The sequence below is a fragment of the Bdellovibrio sp. KM01 genome, from assembly GCF_013752535.1.
In the GTDB taxonomy this organism is placed as follows: domain Bacteria; phylum Bdellovibrionota; class Bdellovibrionia; order Bdellovibrionales; family Bdellovibrionaceae; genus Bdellovibrio.
The window spans coordinates 1,561,017-1,581,089 of record NZ_CP058348.1 but is presented as its reverse complement, the minus strand read 5'-3'; the positions used below and the strand labels follow the sequence as shown (position 1 = coordinate 1,581,089).

The window sequence follows — 20,073 nt, the reverse complement described above, 5'->3', positions numbered from 1 at the left end:
CAACATATACTTAGACCAATATCTCGTTCATGGAGGAACGGTCTTTGAAATCACTTGGTATCGACATCGGGTCAAGCAGTATTAAAGTTGTCGAAATGCAATCAACGACGAAGGGCTTTCAAGTCGTTCAGTTCTTTGAGCATGTTCTCAGCACAAATCCTCAGAGTGATTCCGAGTTGGAGATCATCGAATATCTTCGTGACCTACTTCCCCGCTATGATCACTCGCAAACCCGCTTCATCCTTGGCCTTCGCCAGGATCGCGTAGCCGTTCGCAACAAGTTTTTCCCCTTCAGTGATCGTATTAAGATTTTTAAAAGCTTGGCTTTTGAACTTGAGGAAGATCTTCCCTTCTCCTCTGACAATGCGGTCTTTGATGCAAAAATCATCCGCACCGTTGGCGGAGGTGCTGAAGTCTTGGCCTGTGCAGCCCCCAAAGTGCACGTACAAAATCTGGTAGATCGTGCCAAAGACATCGGCGTTGAACCCTATTTGATTTCCACAGAGGGCGCCGCTTTCAGCAATATTTTTGAGCGCTGGAATGAAGCCCCACCGTCTCAAATCAGCAATCCGCAAAACTATGACATCTCGGAATATAAACCTCTTCGTCATATCCGTCTGGTATTGAACATCGGCCACACGCGCACGTTGGTATGTGCCGTCGAGGGAAGCTCTGTGATTGGCATCCGCTCTTTGCTATGGGGTGGAAAAAATATCGCTGAAGCCATCGCTAAGAAGTATGAAATTCCTTACGTCGAGGCTTTGCGCGAACTACAAACAAAAGCCTTTATTCTGACGAACAAACAAGGTGCTACGTTTGACCAAGTGACGTTCTCAGAGACGATTGCCAAATGTGTTCGCGAGATGACTCGCGACCTGCAACTTTCCATTCTAGAAATCAAATCCGAGTTCAACGTTGAAATCATGAACATCGGTTTGACCGGCGGCACTTCGCAAATTCAAAACTTGGGTCCTTTTATGACTCAAGCACTGGAAATTCCGGCGAATCGCCTGGCTATTCTGGATACTATTCCAAATGTGGCTTTCGAACGTTCGCAAGCAAATTCCGCAAAATTGGGCGTGGCAATTGGTCTTGCGATTGAAGGCTTCAAGAAACCCCGCAATCCCCCAATCAATTTCCTTCGCGGTGAATTCGCCCGTCAAAATCACCAGTTCAAAGTGATTTGGGAAAAATGGGGCCATACAGCGAAACTTGCGACGGCAGCGTTGCTGGTGCTTTTCGTATACTCATACTTGCGTGAAGATTTCGCGTTAAGTTTGGCGGAACGTTCTCAGGAAGTTTTGAAGACTCAAGCTAAGAACGTGGCAAACCTTAAAGGTAAAAATGCCTCTGAAGCGGGAATCAAAAAATACATCCGCGACAATAAAAAACGTGCCTCTGATTTAAAAACGTTGGCAAGTGTGGCGAATATGAACTCCGCCCTGGATATCATGAAGAAAGTCACGGATGCCGCTCCTGCTAAAAATGCAGTCACGCTGGATGTGCGCACTTTCAACATCAAGGATGCTCATGTCGTTCTTGAAGGGTACGTGAACAATCCCCAACAATTAAGCCTGTTGCAAAAGTCTCTATCCAACATCACAGCCGATGGACAAATTAAAAGCCAAACGCCGACCCTGGGAGCACTCCCAGGACGCCAGGCCTTCTCCTTTAGCTTTAACGTAGACCGCGGTATTCAGAAGGTGACGAGATGAATTTAGATGATTTAAAAGACAAGTTATCAACTGAACTTCGCGCCACTTGGGATCGCATCCAGGAAAGTGGTACATACAACCAATTGCGTGACCGCTATGAAAACATGACTCCGGCCATGCAGCAGTTGACGATGTATGGTGGTATTGCCGTTGTGACTTTGATGGTTCTGTCTGTTCCTTACGGTTATTTCAACGGCTCTTCGGAAGCTGTGGGAGAATTCGAAGGAAAACGCATGACGATTCGCGAGCTTTTAAAAGTTTCACGCGAAGCGGCCGAGGTGCCAGCCATTCCCCCGGCCCCCTCTATGGATATGCTTCGTGCGAATATTGATTCAACAATCAAATCAGCGAATCTTTTGCCTGAACAAATCAAAGGCACGCAAACGACGATGGGATCAAATTTAATCCCTTCTAATTTGAGTGAAGGTGGCTTGCAAATTCAACTGGCAAAATTGAATCTGCGCCAGGTTGTGGATCTGGGTTATAAGTTCAGCAATATTTCATCCAGCGTAAAAATGAGCGACATGATGATGACAGCAAACCGTGAAGACAATCGTTACTTCGACGTGGTTTATAAGCTCGTTGCCTTGGCCGTTCCTGCTCCACCGGTGATTCAGGCTGAGCCAGAGACTCCGAAAAAAGGTTTCAATCGCAATAAAAAATCCAGAGCGGAATCGGAAGAGTAATGGAAAATATCTCTAAGTTTTTCAAATGGCTTAAAGAAAACAAGGGAAAACTCTTTGTGATGGTGGTTTCGGCCTTCATCTTTCTTTTCGTCCTATTCCCTTTTGATGACTTGAGTGACTTAATTTCTTCACAGGTGGCGAAAGTCACTAACAACTCGGTCTATGTTCAATTCGACCGTTTGAAAATGAGCTTATTCCCGCAACCGGGTGTGCAAATGGATCACGTCTATATTGAGTCCCTGCGCACTCCCGCTATATCTGCTCAGGAATTAGTAATCACTCCGTCAATCACGGGTTTGATTCAGCAAAAACCCTATGGATCGGTTTCTGCGAAAGGTCTTTTAAAAGGTGACGTGAATGTCTCCATGGGTAAAGGCAACCGCAGCGACAATGGCGTCGAAAGACACCGCATTGAAGTGAGTGCTAAAAAAGTGGCTTTGAATGATATCCGTGAATTTGCAAATCTTCCGGTGCTTTTAAAAGGTCAGTTGAACTTAGAAACAACTGCTTTGGCAGACTTAACTTTCCAAGAGCAACCTGATGTGGAAATTAATCTGACGATCAATCAGTTTGAACTTCCCCCAGCAAACGTGAACACACCGATGGGTCCTTTGACTGTGCCAGAATTAAAATTAAGCTCTATTGAGCTTAAAGGGCGCCTGGCAGCCGGAAGACTGGTAATCGAGAGCGGAACTATTGGTAAACCGGGTGATGAGCTTCAAGGCACTGTAAAAGGCGACATTGGCCTTACGATCGTGAATCGTGGCGGCGCTTTCGGACAACAGATCGGTGCCTACAATTTTGATATCGATTTGCGCGCGAAAAAGAGTTTTCAAGACAAAGCCGGCTTGTTCCTGACTTTCATTGATAACTTCAAGTCCCCGACGGCCGATGGCGCTCAGTATAAGTTCAAACTTTCAGCATCAAATCCTATGATGCCGCCAAGCTTTGGCGCTGCGCGCTAGTCCGCAGCCCAAACACTTCCCCATCTCTTATTGAATTAAGCTGACACAGAGCTGTGCTTAAATGTTGCTCAGCTCCAAATCCAAATAAAATACGGGAGTTGTCGAGTGTTGACATAGCTCCCGATCTGACAAAAAACCATAGGGGTTAATATTTTGGAGGGACAATGTCTGGAGTAAATAAAGTTATTATCGTAGGTCGTCTTGGTGCTGATCCAGAAGTGAAAGCAATCGGAAGTGGGAGCACTGTAGCTCGCCTTAACATCGCAACAAGCGAATCATGGGTTAAAGACGGTCAACGTCAGGAAAAAACTGAATGGCACCGTGTAACTGTATGGGGCAAATTGGCAGAAATCTGCGGCAAACACCTTTCTAAAGGTCGCCAAGTTTACGTTGAAGGTAAACTTCAAACTCGCTCATGGGAAGACCAACAAGGACAAAAACGCTACGCGACTGAAATCGTGGCTAACACTGTTCAATTCTTGGGTGCTGCTGGTGCCGAGGCTGGTTCTCGCTCTAACAACAACTCGGGTGGCGGTGACGATTTCAATTTCAACGACTTCGGCCCAGAACCAAGCTTCAACTCAAACGACGAAATTCCTTTCTAGGATTTCTTCGTTCTTTGTTTACGGTACGGGCTTTTCCCTGTTTGGGAGAGCCCTTTTCCACTCACCCGGCCTTCCTGGCCTTGCCGGGCTTGGGTACCGCATCCTGCGGGCCCGGAGGTTCGCTCCACAGGGCTCTCCCACACAGGGAAAATCCCGAAGTAATCATTCACACAAAATCCTAGAAATGAATTTCGTCATTAAGCCTCCCTTGGGAGATGGCTTTCGCTACTTCAAAGTAAAAATTCTTACTTTTTCCCCTTTAAAATCGTGGTTCCTCCCCTTCTCTGACCGCGCGAGGAGCAATGAGAAATTGAATCGCTACTGCGATTCAATTTCGAAGAAGAATTATGTCGCCTCTCAAACAAAAAGGGTTCGCGAGGTTGAACTTGTTCAACCGGCGGGAGTGAGACTGACTTGGGCGCTGGGGCCTGCCTCCCGCGCATGCAGCGACCTCCGTGGGCGCCACGATGGCGCGCACTCGCCGAAGGCGAGCCACGGTTGAGCCCGGATGGCGTGTCGAGGAATGCGCAGGAGGCAGGACACGGTGACCAAGGCAGGCTCGCTCCCGCCGGTTGGGCGAAGGCCTAGATTGTCGAAGCCCTTTTTGTGTTTCCAGTCCCAGAACTTTATACTTTTAGATATGAAGCTAGCCACTTTGATTGTTATTTCTTTAATGTTTCTCGAAGGTTGTTCGGTTTACCGTTCCGATGGTCGCAACCAATTTGAGGCCGCGGCTCCTGCTAAAATTAATGGGGCTTCGTTAGTTTCTCCTTCTTCATCATCTTCTTCGGAAATTTATACTCTTACTGGCTGTAAAAATCAGAGTCGTCTTGAGACTTGGTTTAATGATGAATTTCCTCGTGCGAATTATGAGCTTGTGGTGATGGAAAATGATTTGGAAATTTGGCGCACCACTCGTCCCGGCACTGTGGAAGTGAAAGCTATTCAGCGCAGTGATAAAAATGTTCAGGCTTGTTCTTATGAATTTTCGAGCCTTGCGGTTTGGGATCTTTATAAAGAGCAGTTTGTTCGGGAACTTGAAAACAACTTGATGATCAGCGAATGAGAAAATCCTTAGCACTGCTTTGCCTTAGTTTTATTTTCAGTCTTTCTGCTTTCGCGGCGGAGGTGACGGCTGTTAAAAATGGCAAAGTGATGGTGAAACTTCAAGGTGCTGAAGTTCAACCTGGCGATGAATTCTTTTTGATTGATTCTGCTACTCACAAAAAAATCGGCATCATTCGTATCAAGCAAACTAAAGATGATCGCGCTGTGGCTGACATTATTAAAGGCCGTGGTGCTTCTGGGAATACTCTGCAAGCAAAAGGTTCCGGCGCTGCTACTTCTGCCGCGAAAACCAAGGCGGCCCCAAAGGCCGACACGACTCGCCAACAAGAAGCTTTGAATCGCGCCGCCACTCCAGACGAAGAAGCTTCAGTCTTTGATAAAGCCCGCGACATGAGTTTCCTTAGAACGCTTAAAAATTCTTACGGAGTTTTAGGTCAGTACGGCATGGACACCATGAAGCCGACGATCAAAGAAAATCCAGCCATCAATCCCCCAGAGCAACCAGAGCTTAAAGGCACAGGATTGGGCGCTGGTGGATTTTATGAGTGGGTGCTAACTCGCAACATCACCTTGCGCGGACTCGGCATGCTAGAGCAATACAATGTTTCCGGACAGACCAACAAAAACGTGGGTTGTAAAGGCTCAACAAATTGTAGTGCCAACATCACCTACCTATCAGGTTATGCTCTCGCAAAATACTACTTCACCACCAACCAACTGCGCACTTGGGCCGGCTTAGGTGGCGGTTTTTTGATCGCGATGTCCAAATCAGCAACGGCACTTGATGAAAACCAAATCGCGACCAACCAGGTTTTGACGATCTCTGTCGGTGGCGAATACCAACTGAATCGCAAAACGTTCATTCCATTTAGTGTGGAGTACGTATACTTCCCCCCTTCCGATACCGTCACAGCGAACGCCATCTTGTTTCGCGTGGGTTACGGCTGGCAATAATTACAGAAGTACCCAATAAATGACTCTTTCTTCACGCTGTGAGATTCCACGAACTTAGCAGCTGACTCCATTCAAATTTAATTATTCATACTATTAAGAATTAAAAATAAAATCTTTTTTGCCTCTTTTTCATATAAAAATCGAGTATACAGATCCCATGAAAAAACCTTCTGTGCTTTTAACTTGGGTTACGTCCATTGCAATCACCTTATCCGCTTGTGCGCCGGGATCAGGTGATTCCACTGTCAGTTTAAATGACGACTCCTCAGGCGTTATCAATGGCACTAAAGTCACAGCTCGCCGCGATGATGGCTCTCGAGGCGTGGTGCTTTTTCTTCCTGTAAACAGCTTAGGAATGACCGTCGGTATCTGCACAGCCACGTTACTCAGCAACCACAGCTTCCTGACTGCTGCGCATTGCTTCGATAAAAAGAAATCCCCGACTCTTTCCAGATTTAAGATCGTATTTGCAAATGAAAAAGGGCTTTTCAATCCTCGCGAACATACACGCAGCGGCTCGCAGATCGTGATTCATCCTGAATTTCGCTATTCAAAGGTGGGCATACTAAATGATATGGCCATTGGCTTTTTCGCAGGCGGCATACCCGCGGGCTTTGAACCGATCGAAATTGAGAGAGATCAAAATAGGAACTATCAAAACCAATTCTTAAACATCTATGGCTACGGTAAAACCAAAGACTCTGCCGAAATTTTCGCTATCGGTTACGGCAGCGCTGGAGAGCTTCATAAAGCCGTCGTCAAAGTAAATGGCGGCTATGGCCTTATGCAAGATCGCTACGCGATTCTAAGCAACGGCAACACTCAATTCATCTGCAGCGGCGACTCTGGTTCTGGCCAATTCATTAACGTGAACGGAGTGCCTCGTTTGATTGGTGTGACTTCATTTGTAACGGGCGAAAAAAAATTCGCAGGCCACGTGACTTGCACGAAGGGCCGTTCCACAGCAATGAAGGTCTCCTATTTTGCTAAGTGGATAGATGAGGTGCATGAGGAAGCCAGACTGTAAACTTGGTCTGGAGTGATTCATTATCCAAAAAGAATTTTCCGTTGTGAGCCTGGATGATGCCCATACTGATACTAAGTCCCAGCCCCACACCTTTACCCACTTCTTTTGTAGTAAAGAACGGCTGCATGATCTTTTCTCTTAACTCTAAAGGCACACCTGGCCCGGAGTCTGTCACGCTGATTTCAATTCCACCGGCCTGATAAGAAGCTTCTATGCGCACCTTCTTAACGGGCGCTGACCCGACAGCATCATAGGCATTGTTTAAAAGATTCAAAAGGACTTGAGAAATCTGATACGGACGGCATTTAACAGTCAGGCCAGGCTCAATAGAGGCTGACAGTTGAATGTCGTTCAATTTAAATTTCTCGTGGCAGAATGCCAGCGTGTCATCGATGATCATCGCGATTTCAACTTCTTCCATGTCATCCACAACGGATTCATGAGCGTAACTGCGAAGTCCCCTGACAATCTTAGCGATTCTACCCACCATAGATTCCACAGAATCAATACGGCGATTGATTTCGACGTCTTGTCCCATGCCTTTTTGGCCCAGGTTCTTACGAAGCATACTTAAATAGCCACCAATCACTGCCAGCGGATTGTTGATCTCGTGTGCAATCCCCGCCGCCATCTCACCCAATGTCGCTAAACGCGAAGACACCAGGACTTTTTCCTCGCGCTCTTTTAACAAACGCTCACGCTCTTTACGTTGAGTGATATCTTCGGCGACAACCAGATAACCATTGATCTCTCCCAGATCATTCGTCACCCGGTGCAATGACATAGCCATGTGAAAAGGCTTTCCAAATTTTGATACGAGCGTACGTTCAAAGCTGGGATTTTCACCAATTTCAAAAATCGCTTCCAGATAATCATCACCAGAGGCCAAAGATTTTTGCAGTTGAGCCTCCATTCGTCCCCGATGCATCATCAGTTCAGAATACTCACCTAAAATAAACACGGGCTTCCCGACTATTTCAGGTTCGGTATAACCTAAAAGAACTTCGGCGGCTTTATTGATACTGGAAACGTTTCCGTATTTATCAAGCTGAAGGAGCAAAAGAGAAATACTGTCGCGCCCGGCCTTGTGCCAATCAAAGGAGTCTTTCATACGGCGCTCAGATTCACGTGATCGAGAATAAAAAACCAGACTGATCGCTAAGAGCAAAGAAACACTGATACCAAAGACTCCGACGACGCCCGGCAAATAGGATGAATTTTTTTGCACCACATCCGGCTTGGGAGTCACCGTAAACACCCAATTGGCATTCAGCGCCCGATAGACCACCGTGTTGCCCCAATCGCGCTTGTAAACAAGACCGGCATTTCCTGTATTTAAAAACTCGTGGCCATCGTTGTCTTTAATTTCAACGAAATAACCTGGGGCAACCGCTGCTTCCGCAAAAAAAACATCTGCATCCAGGGCGACGCTTAAAATCCCCAGAAAATCATCCCCCCTGAAAACAGGGTAATACAGTACAACTCCATCACCACCCGTCAATAACGGTAAAACACCTGAGATGGCAGGCTTGCGAGTTTTTTGAATTTGCTCCAGGATCCCCTCGGTCGCCCGTTGACGGGTCATCTTCGCCCCAATCACCTGCTCGGCATTGCGATTCAAGGGATAAACCCACTTGGCAACAAGGTCTTTTTCCGACCAGATGATTCGTCGTACACCTTTGAAATCTGAAGAATATATGTCAGCATCGACTTCCCAGGCTTGGCTATTCTTATAGTCATTCAAGACAAAGCGGTGAGCCATACGCCCAAGAGAACGGGTTAAGGGGCGAAAGATGTTATCAAAATTTTCCAAGATAGCAGCCGTACGAATTTCAGTGATCGAACGATTTTTTTGATAATCCTGAATATACAGTAACTGCATCAAACCGACGGTGAAAAAGATCCCCGCGGTCAAAACATAGAAGGGTGCAAAGCGCCTGCGGTGCCCTCCCCAGCGACCCATACGTGACCACAACTGCGCAATGAGGGCTAAAGCCAGAACAATCACACAAATAGCTGTGTGAAGAGCCATTCGCGAAAAACTGCCCCAACCGTACTGGGAGTTGATTTTAAAAACATAACCCGCAACGCCAACCAGGCCCAAACAACTGACTGTCGCCGCTGAGGTGACGCGAACAAACTGACAGAGCAATGAACTTTTATTAAAGAACAGCGCCAGTCCCAATAGAAAAAGTGCAATACACGTGCTGGCAGCCATGCGTCCCGGGTAAAGCATCTCCGGTTCGATAAAATAGTTTACAAAGAAGGAATCAAGTCCCGTATCCACGCCCAAAGGATACTGGGAAAAAATAAGGGCCGAAAAAAACATAACCACAATGGCACAGACGCGCCCAATTTTGAAATGATCCCGATCAGAAAAAAGAACTCCAATACTTAGAAAACACAACAGAAATGCCGTATTAAACGCCATAGGAGTCAAATGGGTGCTAAAACGAATGGCATTGGGATTTTGCAGAATCCAACCAAGCATCACCACCACCGCCACTGTCAATACGACAAAGGCAAAGGCGTTGTGAAGTTTAGGTAGATACTTATTGAATGACACGCGTGACACCGATAATGCCTTTGATCTTTTGAATCTCGTAAATCGCCTGGTTTAACTGCAAGGCATCCTTTACAGAGACTTCAAAATTACAAACGGCTTTCTTATCCTTTGTCGTGCGAATTTGCGCGGACTGAATATTGATCCCCTGCTGAGCAAAAGCCTCAGACATTGATTTCAACAAACCCGGGTTGTCTTGTGAGATGATTTTCAGGCGTACGATGCGCTCCTGTCCTTCACCTGCCACTTTAACATTCCAAGCGACATCTACTTTGCGCAGCTGATCAAATTCAAAGGCTTTGCTGCAATCACTGCGATGAATTGTGATACCGCGACCGCGACTGATAAAGCCCACAATCGGATCACCAGGAATTGGATGACAGCACTTCGCATAGTGCACCAGCATGTCATCCATGCCATCCACAGAAACCAGGGAGTTGGTTTTACGCGTTTTATGTGTCGCAGCCCGCATGACTCGTTCCATGAATGTCGAGTCTTCGGTTTTTGCTGCTTCTTTGGCGATATTTTCGGGGGAAAGTCTTTCCACCAGGACACGGGTCTCAAGCTTGCCGTAACCAACAGTCACATAAAGCTCTTCAACATCTTTCAATCCAAAATCTTTTAAGTATTGTTCAAATGCCGGGCCCTTCAGATATTTCACTGCAGCCATGCCGAATTTACGGAATTCTTTTTCCACCAACTCTTTACCCAGTAAAATGGAGCGACGACGCTGCTCCTCTTTCACGAAGGCACGAATTTTCGCCTTGGCTTTATTGGTAACAACGAACTTCAACCAATCTTTCGATGGCTCTTGTCCCTTACCTGTGATGATTTCAACTGTATCCCCGTTACTTAACTGATGCTTTAAAGGCACCATCTTACCATTGACGCGGGCGCCGACACATTTATTGCCGAGCTCGGTATGAACAGCATAAGCAAAGTCGACCGGAGTTGCACCCTCAGGAAACTCACGCACTTCCCCAGTCGGAGTAAAGACGTAAATTTCAGTTTCAAATAAATCGGTTTTTACTGTATCAAGGAATTCGTCGGGACTGCGCACTTGCTGGTGCCAGGAAACCAAATCACGCAACCAGTTTGCCTGTTGCATCTCATCGGATTCCATTTTTCCACGCTCTTTGTACTTCCAGTGAGCCGCGATCCCCATCTCGGCGATCAAATGCATTTCACTCGTACGAATCTGAATTTCAATACGCTCCCCACCCGGACCCACCACCGTCGTATGCAACGACTGATAGTTATTGGTTTTCGGCATGGCGATGAAGTCTTTAAAACGACCCGGAACCGGTTTCCACAAAGAATGCACCAAACCCAAGGCGGCATAACATTCCGCCACGCTTTCCACGATTACACGGAATGCAAGAACGTCATAAACCTGATCGTAATCAAGGTTACGACTTTGCATCTTACGATAAACGGACCACAAATGCTTTGAACGTCCATAGACTTCAAATTTGAAACCGACTTTGCTCAGCTCTTTGGAAATCAAATGCTTCACATCCTCGATATAACGATTCTGCTCTGCTTCGGTTTTCTTCACTTGTTGAATAAGTTCATAGTACATGTCAGGACGATAGTATCTGAAGCACAAATCTTCGAGCTCGATTTTCAGAGCACTGATACCCATACGACCTGCAAGTGGACAGTAAATTTCCAATGTCTCGAGAGCGATTTTTTCCTGCTTATCAAATGGCATGAAATTCAGTGTGCGCATGTTATGCAGACGGTCTGCTAACTTCACCAGAACGACACGAACGTCTTTACCCATCGCCACGATCATCTTACGGATGTTTTCGCCTTGTTTTTCGTGGGAGTTTTTAAACTTCATCTGACCGATCTTAGTTACACCATCTACCAGATGAGCGACCGCATCACCAAACTCACGGCGGATATCCTCAAGCGTGGCATCGGTGTCTTCAACAGTATCGTGCAAAAGACCTGTGGCGATTGTATCTAGATCAAGTCGAAGATCAGCAAGAATAGCTGCAACGGAAAGTGGATGAGAAATGTACGGTTCACCACTGCGACGGATTTGACCCTCGTGATGTTTTTCAGAAAAGTAGTATGCTTTTTCAATGAATTTAAGATCGGCATTCGGCCAGTAGCTGCGAATGCGATTAAGAAGATCATCAACTGTTTTGACTGGTTTATGAGAGAGACCAGTCTCTTTTTGGGGTTCCGCCATATTCTAGTCAGTTTACCTGACAAGAATATGGGCTCCAAATAGATTCGCTTTATAATCGGAATTTATTAGTATTTTTAGGAACTTAGGACCTTCGTCCTAGACTATTTATTCAAGTCTTTTTCGATTTGAAGAAGAGCGTCTTTCGGATCCATCGCAACTTCATAACCAACGTTACCGATCGCAACTTCACGAAGCGCAGATACGATGTATTTGTTTGAACGAGTGGAAACTGTCGCTTCAGCACCTTTAAGAAGTTGCTTCGCTCTTTTAGCAACCATCAATACAAGAGCAAATCTGTTAGGAACTTTTTCCAAGCAATCTTCAACGGTTACACGAGCCATTTAATGCCTCCGGGCGCAAATAATTCATCGATTCAAACGAGGAAATTACCCTTAAGCTAGTAACTTTTCAATGATTTTCTTAAATTCGGCATAGGAATGCTCGAAGTTGTCGTTCACGATCTGAAAGTCGAACTTCTCGGCCTCGGCGATCTCTTTTTCCGCATTGGCCATGCGAACTTCGATATCCGCAGGCATGCCCCCGTCCCTTTTCTCAATTCTACGACGCAGCTCATCAATTGAGGGCGGAAGGATAAAGATGGTCTTAGCATCGGGATATTTGGATTTGAACGTTTGCACGCCCTGGATGTCGATATCCATGATGGCGCACTTATCGGCCTTCCACGTGGATTCTAGGGACTCGTAGGACGTTCCGTAGAAATTGGTGTGAACTTTCGCCCACTCCACAAAGAAGTTTTGTTCGATTTTTTGTTTGAACTCATCGTGAGAGATAAAATGGTACTGAAGGCCATCTTTCTCCCCTTTGCGAATGTTGCGAGTCGTGAACGTGACGATATCCACGAGCTTTGGAAGCTCTTCAATCGCCTTTGCTACGAAACTACTTTTTCCTGCGCCGCTCGGGGCAGCGACAATAATCATTCGCGTCTTCATATTATTGAACGTTTTGAACCTGTTCTCTTAATCTTTCGATGAGGGTTTTCGCTTGTACCACGCTTTGAGTGATCTTGGCTACTTGAGACTTAGAACCGATCGTATTCACCTCGCGCAGCAATTCCTGAGTGTAAAAATCAAGCTTCTTACCTTCAGCATCCTGAGAGGCAATCAGTTGGCGATAATTCTTAATATGCTCAGTCAAGCGGCTTAATTCCTCGTTGATGTCGGCTTTTTCCAGCTGAATCACGATTTCCTGAGACAGACGTGCCGGATCAATTTCGTTCCCCTTCATACGAGAGCGAATCTTAGTTTCGTAACGTTCCTGAAGTTGCGCATTGGCTTCCTCACGAAGATCCGTGATGACTTTGATCTCTTTATCCAAAGCCACCAAAAGCTTTTCCAGGTCTTTACGAAGGGACTTCCCTTCGCGCACACGCTCTTTATCACAATTTGCACAGGCTTCAGCAAAGGCCTTTTTCAAAACCTTTTCTTCGCCAGTGAAAAGCTCATAGCTTTCCTCAACCTTAATCACATCTGGCAAACGAGCCATCGCTTCCAAGTGAACTTGGTAGGAAATACCCAATTCTTTTGCCAGGTGTTTATAAGCTGAAACGTATTTTTTAACCAAGGCATCGTTGACGGTCATTTGCGCTTTACCCGAAGCCGAAGCTTTGACTTTACGGGAAACAAAAATATCAACGGTCCCGCGTGACAAAGAAGCGCTCAAAGTCTTTTTAAGCTCCCCCTCGAGGGCTACGAATTCACGCGGCAAATGAAAGCGCGTTTCCAAAAAACGTCCGTTCACAGCACGAATGCTAACTTCCACAGAAACATCTTTTGATTGAACTTTCGCAGTTCCGTAACCAGTCATACTTTTCATATAATTCCATTCTTGTCGGGAGCGCTATTTGTGGTCAAAGAGTTCAAGAATTTCTCGACCACGCCCCGAGCTTCCAAATACCCCCGGGCGCCATCGAACCAGTGGATGTCTTTGTCTCGTTGGAACCAGGTTTTTTGGCGCTTCGCCAGCTGGCGAGTATTTGTCGTAATTTGTTCTAAAAGCTCATCCTCGTTGATGCGACCTTTGATGAAATCAATGGTTTCTTTATAACCAACGCTACTCATAGGCGCCCACCCCTCCAAACCTTGGTCGAGGAGTTTTTCCACTTCATCAATCAAACCGTCCTTCAGCATTTTGTGAGTGCGCAAAGCAATGCGCTCGCGCAAACGTTCACGCTCCCAATCAGGACCGATTTTCAAAAGTGGATAAGCAAAGGGCTCTTTGTTTTCATCAAATTCTTTTTGAATTTGGGTCACGCCTTTACCTTGAGTGCGAATAAGTTCAATACCACGACCAATGCGATAGTGATCGGCGATATTTACTTTCGCGGCATACTCCGGATCGACAGCACTTAATTCGGCATGAAGTCTTGCCGCCCCACCAGTTTCTGCCATTTCCTTGGCGACCTGGGCTTTCATTTCTTCCGAAACTTCCGTCACCGGGTACATGCCCTTTTCAATGGCCATAAAATAAAAACCGGTGCCGCCCACCACAAATGCAGGAACGCCTTCAGGAAGATTCTTCATCACCTCAGCAAAGTCGCGACAATAGCTGCCAGCGGTGCTTTCATTCGGAGAATCGACATAGCTAACCAGATGGTGAGGCACCAACTGCAGCTCTTCGGCCGTAGGTTTTGCCGCACCAATTTGAACTTTGGTATAACACTGAACCGAATCGCAATTGATGATGACGCCCTTAAATTCCTGCGCAAGTTTAAGCGCCCACTCGCTTTTGCCAGTGGCCGTTGAACCTACAACGAAAATGACGGGCTTATTGATATTCATCAAACGATTCGTCCAAAGTCCTTTTCAAGTTTATAGAAAGGATATTCCACACTCACCGGTCGACCATGAGGGCAAAAACTTGAAAGTGGGAAGTGATCCATTTCGCGCAAAAGATTTTTCATTTGATCGATGCTTAACGCTTGTCCCGCACGCACCACGGAATGACAGGCCATGGTTGCGCAGATATCGCCCACAGCTCGCTCCAAAGAGTAACTGCCACCTTGATCCACCACTTCTGTGGCCATGCGATCCAGGACTTTACCTAGTACAGATTCTTTAATGAACAACGGAGCGGCTTTTACGCCCACAGTGCCGGGCCCTAAGGCTTCAATGAATACACCCAGGCGTTCGATGTCTTTTGCTAATAACAAAAGACCTTCGACTTTTTCGGGAGACATGTCGATCGCTAAAGGAAAAAGGAAATCTTGAATATCAATTTTCCCACCTTTCCAGGCATTCATCAGTTTTTCATAAGCCACACGTTCGTGGGCCGCATGTTGATCAACGAAAACCATTTTATCGCGATGCTGAGTCACGATGTATGTTAGATTCGCTTGTCCCAAAACTTCCAGGGATGACCAGTAACCGCCGCTCACCGGAGCCACAGTTTCAGTATTCAATGAATTTACTTCGGCTTTCGCAGGCATTTCAAAATTCTGACGAGACTCTGCAGCCTCGGCCAAAGTTTGATAACTCATTTGAGGTTGCTGAACTGATGTCGTCGGAAAACTGAAGTCCTTTTTCTGGAACTGAGTGGTTTTGAAAGTAGAATCCTGGAAGGCCAGATTTTCTTTTGGCATCTCAGGCTGAGCAACCTTTGCTCCATTTTCGCTCGTCGCAAAATTCGGCAGACCTTTTGCTGAAGGATAAGTCGCTGCAGGATCTGAATAATCAACAGCTCCACCAGCTGAACCAAATTGCGCTTGCGAACGAAGCTGTCCGCTTTGCTGAATCCAAGGAGCTTTTTCCAAAGTGCCCCGCAAAGCTCCGGCCACAGCACGGAACGCCAGCGAAGGATCATGGAATTTCACTTGAGATTTTGTCGGGTGAATATTCACGTCGATGTATTCAGGATCTGTTTCCACCCAAACAGCTGCGATCGGAAATTCACCGTGCATCAATAGACTGCGGTAAGCTTCGTTCACTGCAGCTTGAAGGCTGCGATCTTGAATCCAACGGTTCTGCGCAAACAACCAGATATTTTTAGCAGTCTTAGCGACATTATGAGGATCTGCGAATACCGCATAGGCCTTCACATACTCACGAGAAGCTTCACCCACGAACAAAGGCTTGATTTCAAGAATTTGCTCGGCGCGCTCTTTACGGTCTTTGCAGGCCGGCCAGAAATTAACCAGCTTGCTATTTTCCTGAATACGGAATTCCACATCAAAGTGAGCCAGCGCCATCGCTTTCAAAGTCGTTTTGATCGCCGTGTGCTCTGCTGCATCTGATTTTAAAAACTTCAACCGTGCCGGCATGTTTTCGAAAAGATTTTCCATCAGCACGGTCGTGCCTTGGGAACCACCCACGCGATCGATCGGTTGCTTTTTTCCGTACAAACTTACCAGTTGGAAAGCTTGCTCATCACCTTCGCGACGAGTGGTCAAAGTCATTTTGCTAACCGAGGAAATACTCGCCAAAGCTTCCCCGCGGAAACCAAAGGTTTTTAAGCTCCACAGATCATCTGATTTTGAAATTTTACTGGTCGCAAAGCGATCCAAGGCTTTCGGCAAATCTTCAGGAGACATGCCCTTCCCGTTATCGATGACTTTAACAATACGACCGCCATCAAAGAACTCCACATGCACGCGAGTGGCACCCGCATCGATGGAGTTTTCAACCAGCTCTTTCACAAGATGCGCAGGACGCTCGACCACCTCGCCAGCGGCAATTTGATCGACAACTTCCGGAGATAAAACTTGAATAGACATGGGCGAAAAGATGCCCTACAGGACTGATTAAATCACCAAAAAGGTGCCTGCCGGTTTTTGCATGTGCGACGCGTAATTTTAGTGCTGAGGACCCGGGCACTCGTTATTTTGTTGGCACTTTAGAAGCATCATTCTGAGCTGATGAGTTTCCTTTAGTGTCAGATCAAACTCATAGGTAAAGCCCTTAGCCACGGCCCCTTGAGGACCCACTGTGTAAACAGGGGTGTCTAATGGAAATTGGGCTGCAGAGTACTGAATACCGTCATATGACGTAAAAGCCATCGCTGCTGGGTTTTGTTGAAGGTTCCAGAAGAAACGCTGCAACTGAGATTTGGCTTTAAGCAAAGCTCCATCAAAATTCTTCCAGCATTTTACTTCACCCAACAAAACGACTTTGCCTGTAGCGCGGTCTATCACAACCGTATCAAGCTCACCCACGGTCTGACCACCTGTGCTGTACTCAATATCGCCTGAAATCAAAAACTTATCGGAAGGATACTGCTGAGACAAACGAACACGTTCAAGCTCTTCGCAAACAGCGCCATCGGGATCAAAATTAGCTCCGGTATTTTTGATAGAATCAAATGCCGCATTGATATCGCCAGCAAATGCCAAAGAAGAGAAAAGAACCGAAACCAAACCGATAAGATAAATAGACTTAAACATGAACGGCGTTGTAACCCACCTGCGTCCAACTCGTCACCCTTAACGCGCGGCAAAAGCTAAACTTAATGTGAATCCATTTTTAGAAGTCGAGGCCTAAGTTGATTCCGTAACCCCAATAACTGGATTTTTCCCAGTAATACTTAAGATCGGGACGGATCGACACGCGCTTGATTCGATACGCAGCCCCCACATTAAACAGAACTCCCAGAGTCATATCGTCTGCGGAGTACGGATCTTGAGAGCCCGTTAAAGTCAGATCAAAGTGCGAGTACTTAAACATTGGTCCAAAGCCGTAAAAGAAAATCAGATCTCTTCCTTTGGGTAAAACCGTTTGAAACAAGAAATCCAAAATCACGATGTAACCGCTACCGTCATAACCTGTATAGTCTTTGTAGTAAGACGGCGCACCCGAGTGAAACAGGATATTGCTTTCAGTATACATGTCGCCTGAAAAAAGCGTGTTGTAACCATTGAACTTCAAACCGAAGAACATCGTTTGAGCATTGCGACGACCACCCATCGTGTCTTCCGCATAGTCGATAAAATCCAACGAAAGCCCACGATAGCGACTGGCAAAGAAAGGTCTTTTGCCTCGAGCCGAGGCTTCTTCCGCTTCCTCGGCCTCTTGTGCGGCTTCATGCATGTCTTGTTTTGTGATCACGCCAGGACGAATTTCCGCATCAGAAACCCAACCCGTTTTTCCCGGCTTCAGACGAACCTTATAGAAAGGCCCTTTTTTTCCTTTGGAGATTTGTAAGACCTGGCCCTGTTTTAAAACTGCCATCACGGGAGCATCAAAATCAGGGTCTTTATAAACTTGAGCCTCATCGGCAATGACAGTTCCTTTTTGTGCCTGCGCAAGCACTATCATAGGAACCAGACAGAATAAGAAAAGCAAAGCCGCCGCACTTCGAAAAATTCGAAGTGAAACGGTCTTACTTAAAGCGCATAAGCCAAACACGCCAGAAAGCCTCAAGCACGATTTTCAAAGACATTTTACTTTGTCCCACGCGACGGTCTTCAAAAACGATCGGAGATTCAGCTCCCTTGAAGCCTTTTTTCATGGCTTTGTATTTTAATTCAATTTGGAAGCTGTAACCGTTGGATTCAACAGTTGCCAGATCAATGCCGATCAAAGTTTCCTTTTTCCAGGCATTGAAACCACCCGTCCAATCATTCAATGGGAACCCCAGGATCAGACGAGAATAGATACCACCACCGCGAGAAATAATCTTGCGCATGAGACCCCAGTTGACGGTGCGACCACCCTCGACATAACGAGAACCCACCGCAAAATCATTGTTTTTCAAAGTGTTCAACAGAGGACCCAAGTCTTCTGGGCGGTGCGAGAAGTCTGCATCCATCTCCACGATGGCCTCATACCCCTGATCAATACCCCAGCGAAAACCAGCGATATAGGCCTTCCCCAAGCCTTGTTTGCCCGGGCGAGAAAGAAGATTCAATTGAGGCAGAGTTTTTTGCATCTCGCGAACGATGGAACCTGTTCCATCCGGAGAGTTGTCATCGACAACTAAAATATCAACGCCCAAATTTTGAGCAAAGACTGCAGGCACGATAGTCTGCACATTTTCTTTTTCATTGTATGTAGGGATCACAATCAGAGTTTTCATGCCCCTAAATTGGCATAAACCTCTGCGGCTGGCAACAACTCCGGCAGGGCCATGAAGCGTAAAATGGGGCTATTTCATTAAATAGATCGCGAAACGAGCTTGCCTTTACCCTTGGTTTCCAAAGCTTCCACCTTCTTAGGTGTGATGGTCGGCAAATTCAAAGGTTTCGTCAGCAGATACTTGGGATCTTGCTTACGCAGATCCAATTGGAATTTCACCTTTTCTGCCGCAGCAGCGGAATCTTTAACATAAAGAATCGGATCGAAGCCACAAGTGCGACACACCACCGACAAGCGCCAGCGGATTTGCACAAACACTTCCGAGATCGCCAAGCACACCACAAAAGCAATCATCACACGCGGATCGTATTCCTGCCAGATCGCGAACATCACCACGATCGAGGCCATCGCTGCTGCAAAGATATTCATCAACCCGATATTTTTCTTACGATAAATATTGCGGGGAGTTTTGCAAAAGGCGCAGTAACAATTGTGCTTGGATTTGAAAAAAGAAAACATATACCTAGTCTGCCGGAAACAAGGTCTAGAAAGAAAGATCAATTTTTGAGAAATGACAAAGCCTTGCTAGAATCACCTTATGACTAAACTAAAAACGATCCAATTCGCTGTAGTTTCCCTTTTTACAATTTGCTCCTCTACAATGGTCTGGGCCGCTTCTGGCGCGGATTATCAGGAAGTCAGCTATGACGACTTGGTGAATGAATTGAGCCAAAAAAAATCCAGCTACGAACAAATCAAAAAAGATGCTGATGGCCCTCAGTCACACATCGGTATTGGTTACGTCAATGGTTTTACAAATGTGTCGACAAGTGGTGCGAATTTCAATCGCCGCACCACAGGGGTTCAACTTTCTGCGGGTCGCGATCTAAGCTCTCGCAATCTTTATGGCGAAGTGATCTTCCGCAATTATGGTTCGAACGACAGCTCCAGCGATTCATTCTCATTGCGTGAGCTGGAAGGTAAATTTGGTTACACCAATGCGATCCAGGGCGTTTGGAATTACTCTTTAAGCACAGGTCTTTCTGCACGCATGATGAAGTACGACAATGCCATTCAAGATTTGCATGTTGATGAAACCACGCCTTCTTTGGTTATCGCCAGCGGCTTGTTCGCACAAATCCACCAAAACATCTCTGTCGGTGTTGAAGCCAGCGCGCGCACAGCCCTGGTTAACAAACCTTCTGACAAAGACTCGTTTGATTTCGCGTTTCGCTTGAACACTTCTCTTTAATTCGCAATAC

General features: G+C 46.3%; 19 protein-coding genes. 8 read left to right on the top strand and 11 right to left on the bottom strand.

The window, feature by feature from the left end:
• Nucleotides 1-44 precede the first annotated feature (44 nt).
• The 7 genes from pilM to HW988_RS07700 all read left to right on the top strand — a co-directional run bounded on the left by pilM (nucleotide 45) and on the right by HW988_RS07700 (nucleotide 7,020).
• Entirely contained in the window at nucleotides 45-1,715 is a 1,671-nt protein-coding gene (gene pilM / locus HW988_RS07730) for a pilus assembly protein PilM (protein WP_181606970.1), read from the top strand.
• Entirely contained in the window at nucleotides 1,712-2,401 is a 690-nt protein-coding gene (locus HW988_RS07725) for a hypothetical protein (RefSeq protein ID WP_181606969.1), read from the top strand. The genes pilM and HW988_RS07725 overlap by 4 nt, the downstream gene beginning before the upstream one ends.
• On the top strand, nucleotides 2,401-3,366 hold the full coding sequence (gspN, locus tag HW988_RS07720; RefSeq protein ID WP_142699900.1) for a type II secretion system protein GspN: 966 nt from the start codon (nucleotides 2,401-2,403) through the stop codon (nucleotides 3,364-3,366). The genes HW988_RS07725 and gspN overlap by 1 nt, the downstream gene beginning before the upstream one ends.
• Before the next feature lie 164 nt (nucleotides 3,367-3,530).
• Nucleotides 3,531-3,971, top strand: a complete 441-nt coding sequence (locus HW988_RS07715) for a single-stranded DNA-binding protein (RefSeq protein WP_142699899.1) — start codon at nucleotides 3,531-3,533, stop codon at nucleotides 3,969-3,971.
• Nucleotides 3,972-4,611: 640 nt separating this feature from the next.
• Complete coding sequence (locus tag HW988_RS07710; protein WP_181606968.1) at nucleotides 4,612-5,037, top strand: hypothetical protein; 426 nt, start codon at nucleotides 4,612-4,614, stop codon at nucleotides 5,035-5,037.
• The gene (locus HW988_RS07705) at nucleotides 5,034-5,993 is read left to right on the top strand and encodes a hypothetical protein (RefSeq protein WP_181606967.1); all 960 of its coding nucleotides are present in this window, start codon (nucleotides 5,034-5,036) and stop codon (nucleotides 5,991-5,993) included. Before HW988_RS07710 ends, HW988_RS07705 begins: the two co-directional genes overlap by 4 nt.
• Before the next feature lie 157 nt (nucleotides 5,994-6,150).
• Nucleotides 6,151-7,020 (top strand): trypsin-like serine protease, encoded by an 870-nt coding sequence (locus tag HW988_RS07700; RefSeq protein ID WP_181606965.1) that lies wholly within the window; start codon nucleotides 6,151-6,153, stop codon nucleotides 7,018-7,020.
• Here HW988_RS07700 and HW988_RS07695 read toward each other — a convergent pair.
• The 11 genes from HW988_RS07695 to HW988_RS07645 all read right to left on the bottom strand — a co-directional run bounded on the left by HW988_RS07695 (nucleotide 6,980) and on the right by HW988_RS07645 (nucleotide 19,330).
• Nucleotides 6,980-9,586: an ATP-binding protein gene (locus HW988_RS07695; RefSeq protein ID WP_181606963.1), complete on the bottom strand. Its 2,607-nt coding sequence runs from the start codon at nucleotides 9,584-9,586 to the stop codon at nucleotides 6,980-6,982. The genes HW988_RS07700 and HW988_RS07695 overlap by 41 nt on opposite strands.
• Complete coding sequence (locus HW988_RS07690) at nucleotides 9,573-11,786, bottom strand: bifunctional (p)ppGpp synthetase/guanosine-3',5'-bis(diphosphate) 3'-pyrophosphohydrolase (protein ID WP_181606962.1); 2,214 nt, start codon at nucleotides 11,784-11,786, stop codon at nucleotides 9,573-9,575. Before HW988_RS07690 ends, HW988_RS07695 begins: the two co-directional genes overlap by 14 nt.
• A gap of 101 nt (nucleotides 11,787-11,887) precedes the next feature.
• The gene (gene rpoZ / locus HW988_RS07685) at nucleotides 11,888-12,127 is read right to left on the bottom strand and encodes a DNA-directed RNA polymerase subunit omega (RefSeq protein WP_088614336.1); all 240 of its coding nucleotides are present in this window, start codon (nucleotides 12,125-12,127) and stop codon (nucleotides 11,888-11,890) included.
• A gap of 51 nt (nucleotides 12,128-12,178) precedes the next feature.
• A complete protein-coding gene (gene gmk / locus HW988_RS07680; protein ID WP_246845901.1) occupies nucleotides 12,179-12,724 on the bottom strand; it encodes a guanylate kinase in 546 nt (181 codons plus the stop codon).
• A 13-nt stretch (nucleotides 12,725-12,737) separates the two neighbouring features.
• Complete coding sequence (locus HW988_RS07675) at nucleotides 12,738-13,619, bottom strand: YicC/YloC family endoribonuclease (RefSeq protein ID WP_181606960.1); 882 nt, start codon at nucleotides 13,617-13,619, stop codon at nucleotides 12,738-12,740.
• A complete protein-coding gene (gene miaA / locus HW988_RS07670; RefSeq protein WP_181606959.1) occupies nucleotides 13,616-14,584 on the bottom strand; it encodes a tRNA (adenosine(37)-N6)-dimethylallyltransferase MiaA in 969 nt (322 codons plus the stop codon). The genes HW988_RS07675 and miaA overlap by 4 nt, the downstream gene beginning before the upstream one ends.
• Complete coding sequence (gene mutL / locus HW988_RS07665) at nucleotides 14,584-16,515, bottom strand: DNA mismatch repair endonuclease MutL (protein WP_181606957.1); 1,932 nt, start codon at nucleotides 16,513-16,515, stop codon at nucleotides 14,584-14,586. Before mutL ends, miaA begins: the two co-directional genes overlap by 1 nt.
• A 78-nt stretch (nucleotides 16,516-16,593) precedes the next feature.
• Nucleotides 16,594-17,181, bottom strand: coding sequence for a hypothetical protein (locus HW988_RS07660; protein ID WP_181606956.1), 588 nt, complete (start codon nucleotides 17,179-17,181; stop codon nucleotides 16,594-16,596).
• A gap of 79 nt (nucleotides 17,182-17,260) precedes the next feature.
• Nucleotides 17,261-18,052 (bottom strand): SH3 domain-containing protein, encoded by a 792-nt coding sequence (locus HW988_RS07655; protein WP_220128826.1) that lies wholly within the window; start codon nucleotides 18,050-18,052, stop codon nucleotides 17,261-17,263.
• Nucleotides 18,053-18,116: 64 nt separating this feature from the next.
• Nucleotides 18,117-18,812 carry a polyprenol monophosphomannose synthase gene (locus HW988_RS07650; RefSeq protein ID WP_181606954.1) on the bottom strand — a complete coding sequence of 232 codons (696 nt, stop codon included), beginning with the start codon at nucleotides 18,810-18,812 and terminating at the stop codon, nucleotides 18,117-18,119.
• Nucleotides 18,813-18,889: 77 nt separating this feature from the next.
• Nucleotides 18,890-19,330 carry a hypothetical protein gene (locus HW988_RS07645; RefSeq protein WP_142699887.1) on the bottom strand — a complete coding sequence of 147 codons (441 nt, stop codon included), beginning with the start codon at nucleotides 19,328-19,330 and terminating at the stop codon, nucleotides 18,890-18,892.
• 79 nt (nucleotides 19,331-19,409) lie between these two features.
• On the opposite strand from HW988_RS07645, the gene HW988_RS07640 reads away from it, so the two are divergent.
• Complete coding sequence (locus HW988_RS07640; protein ID WP_181606952.1) at nucleotides 19,410-20,063, top strand: hypothetical protein; 654 nt, start codon at nucleotides 19,410-19,412, stop codon at nucleotides 20,061-20,063.
• The last annotated feature ends 10 nt before the right edge of the window (nucleotides 20,064-20,073 follow it).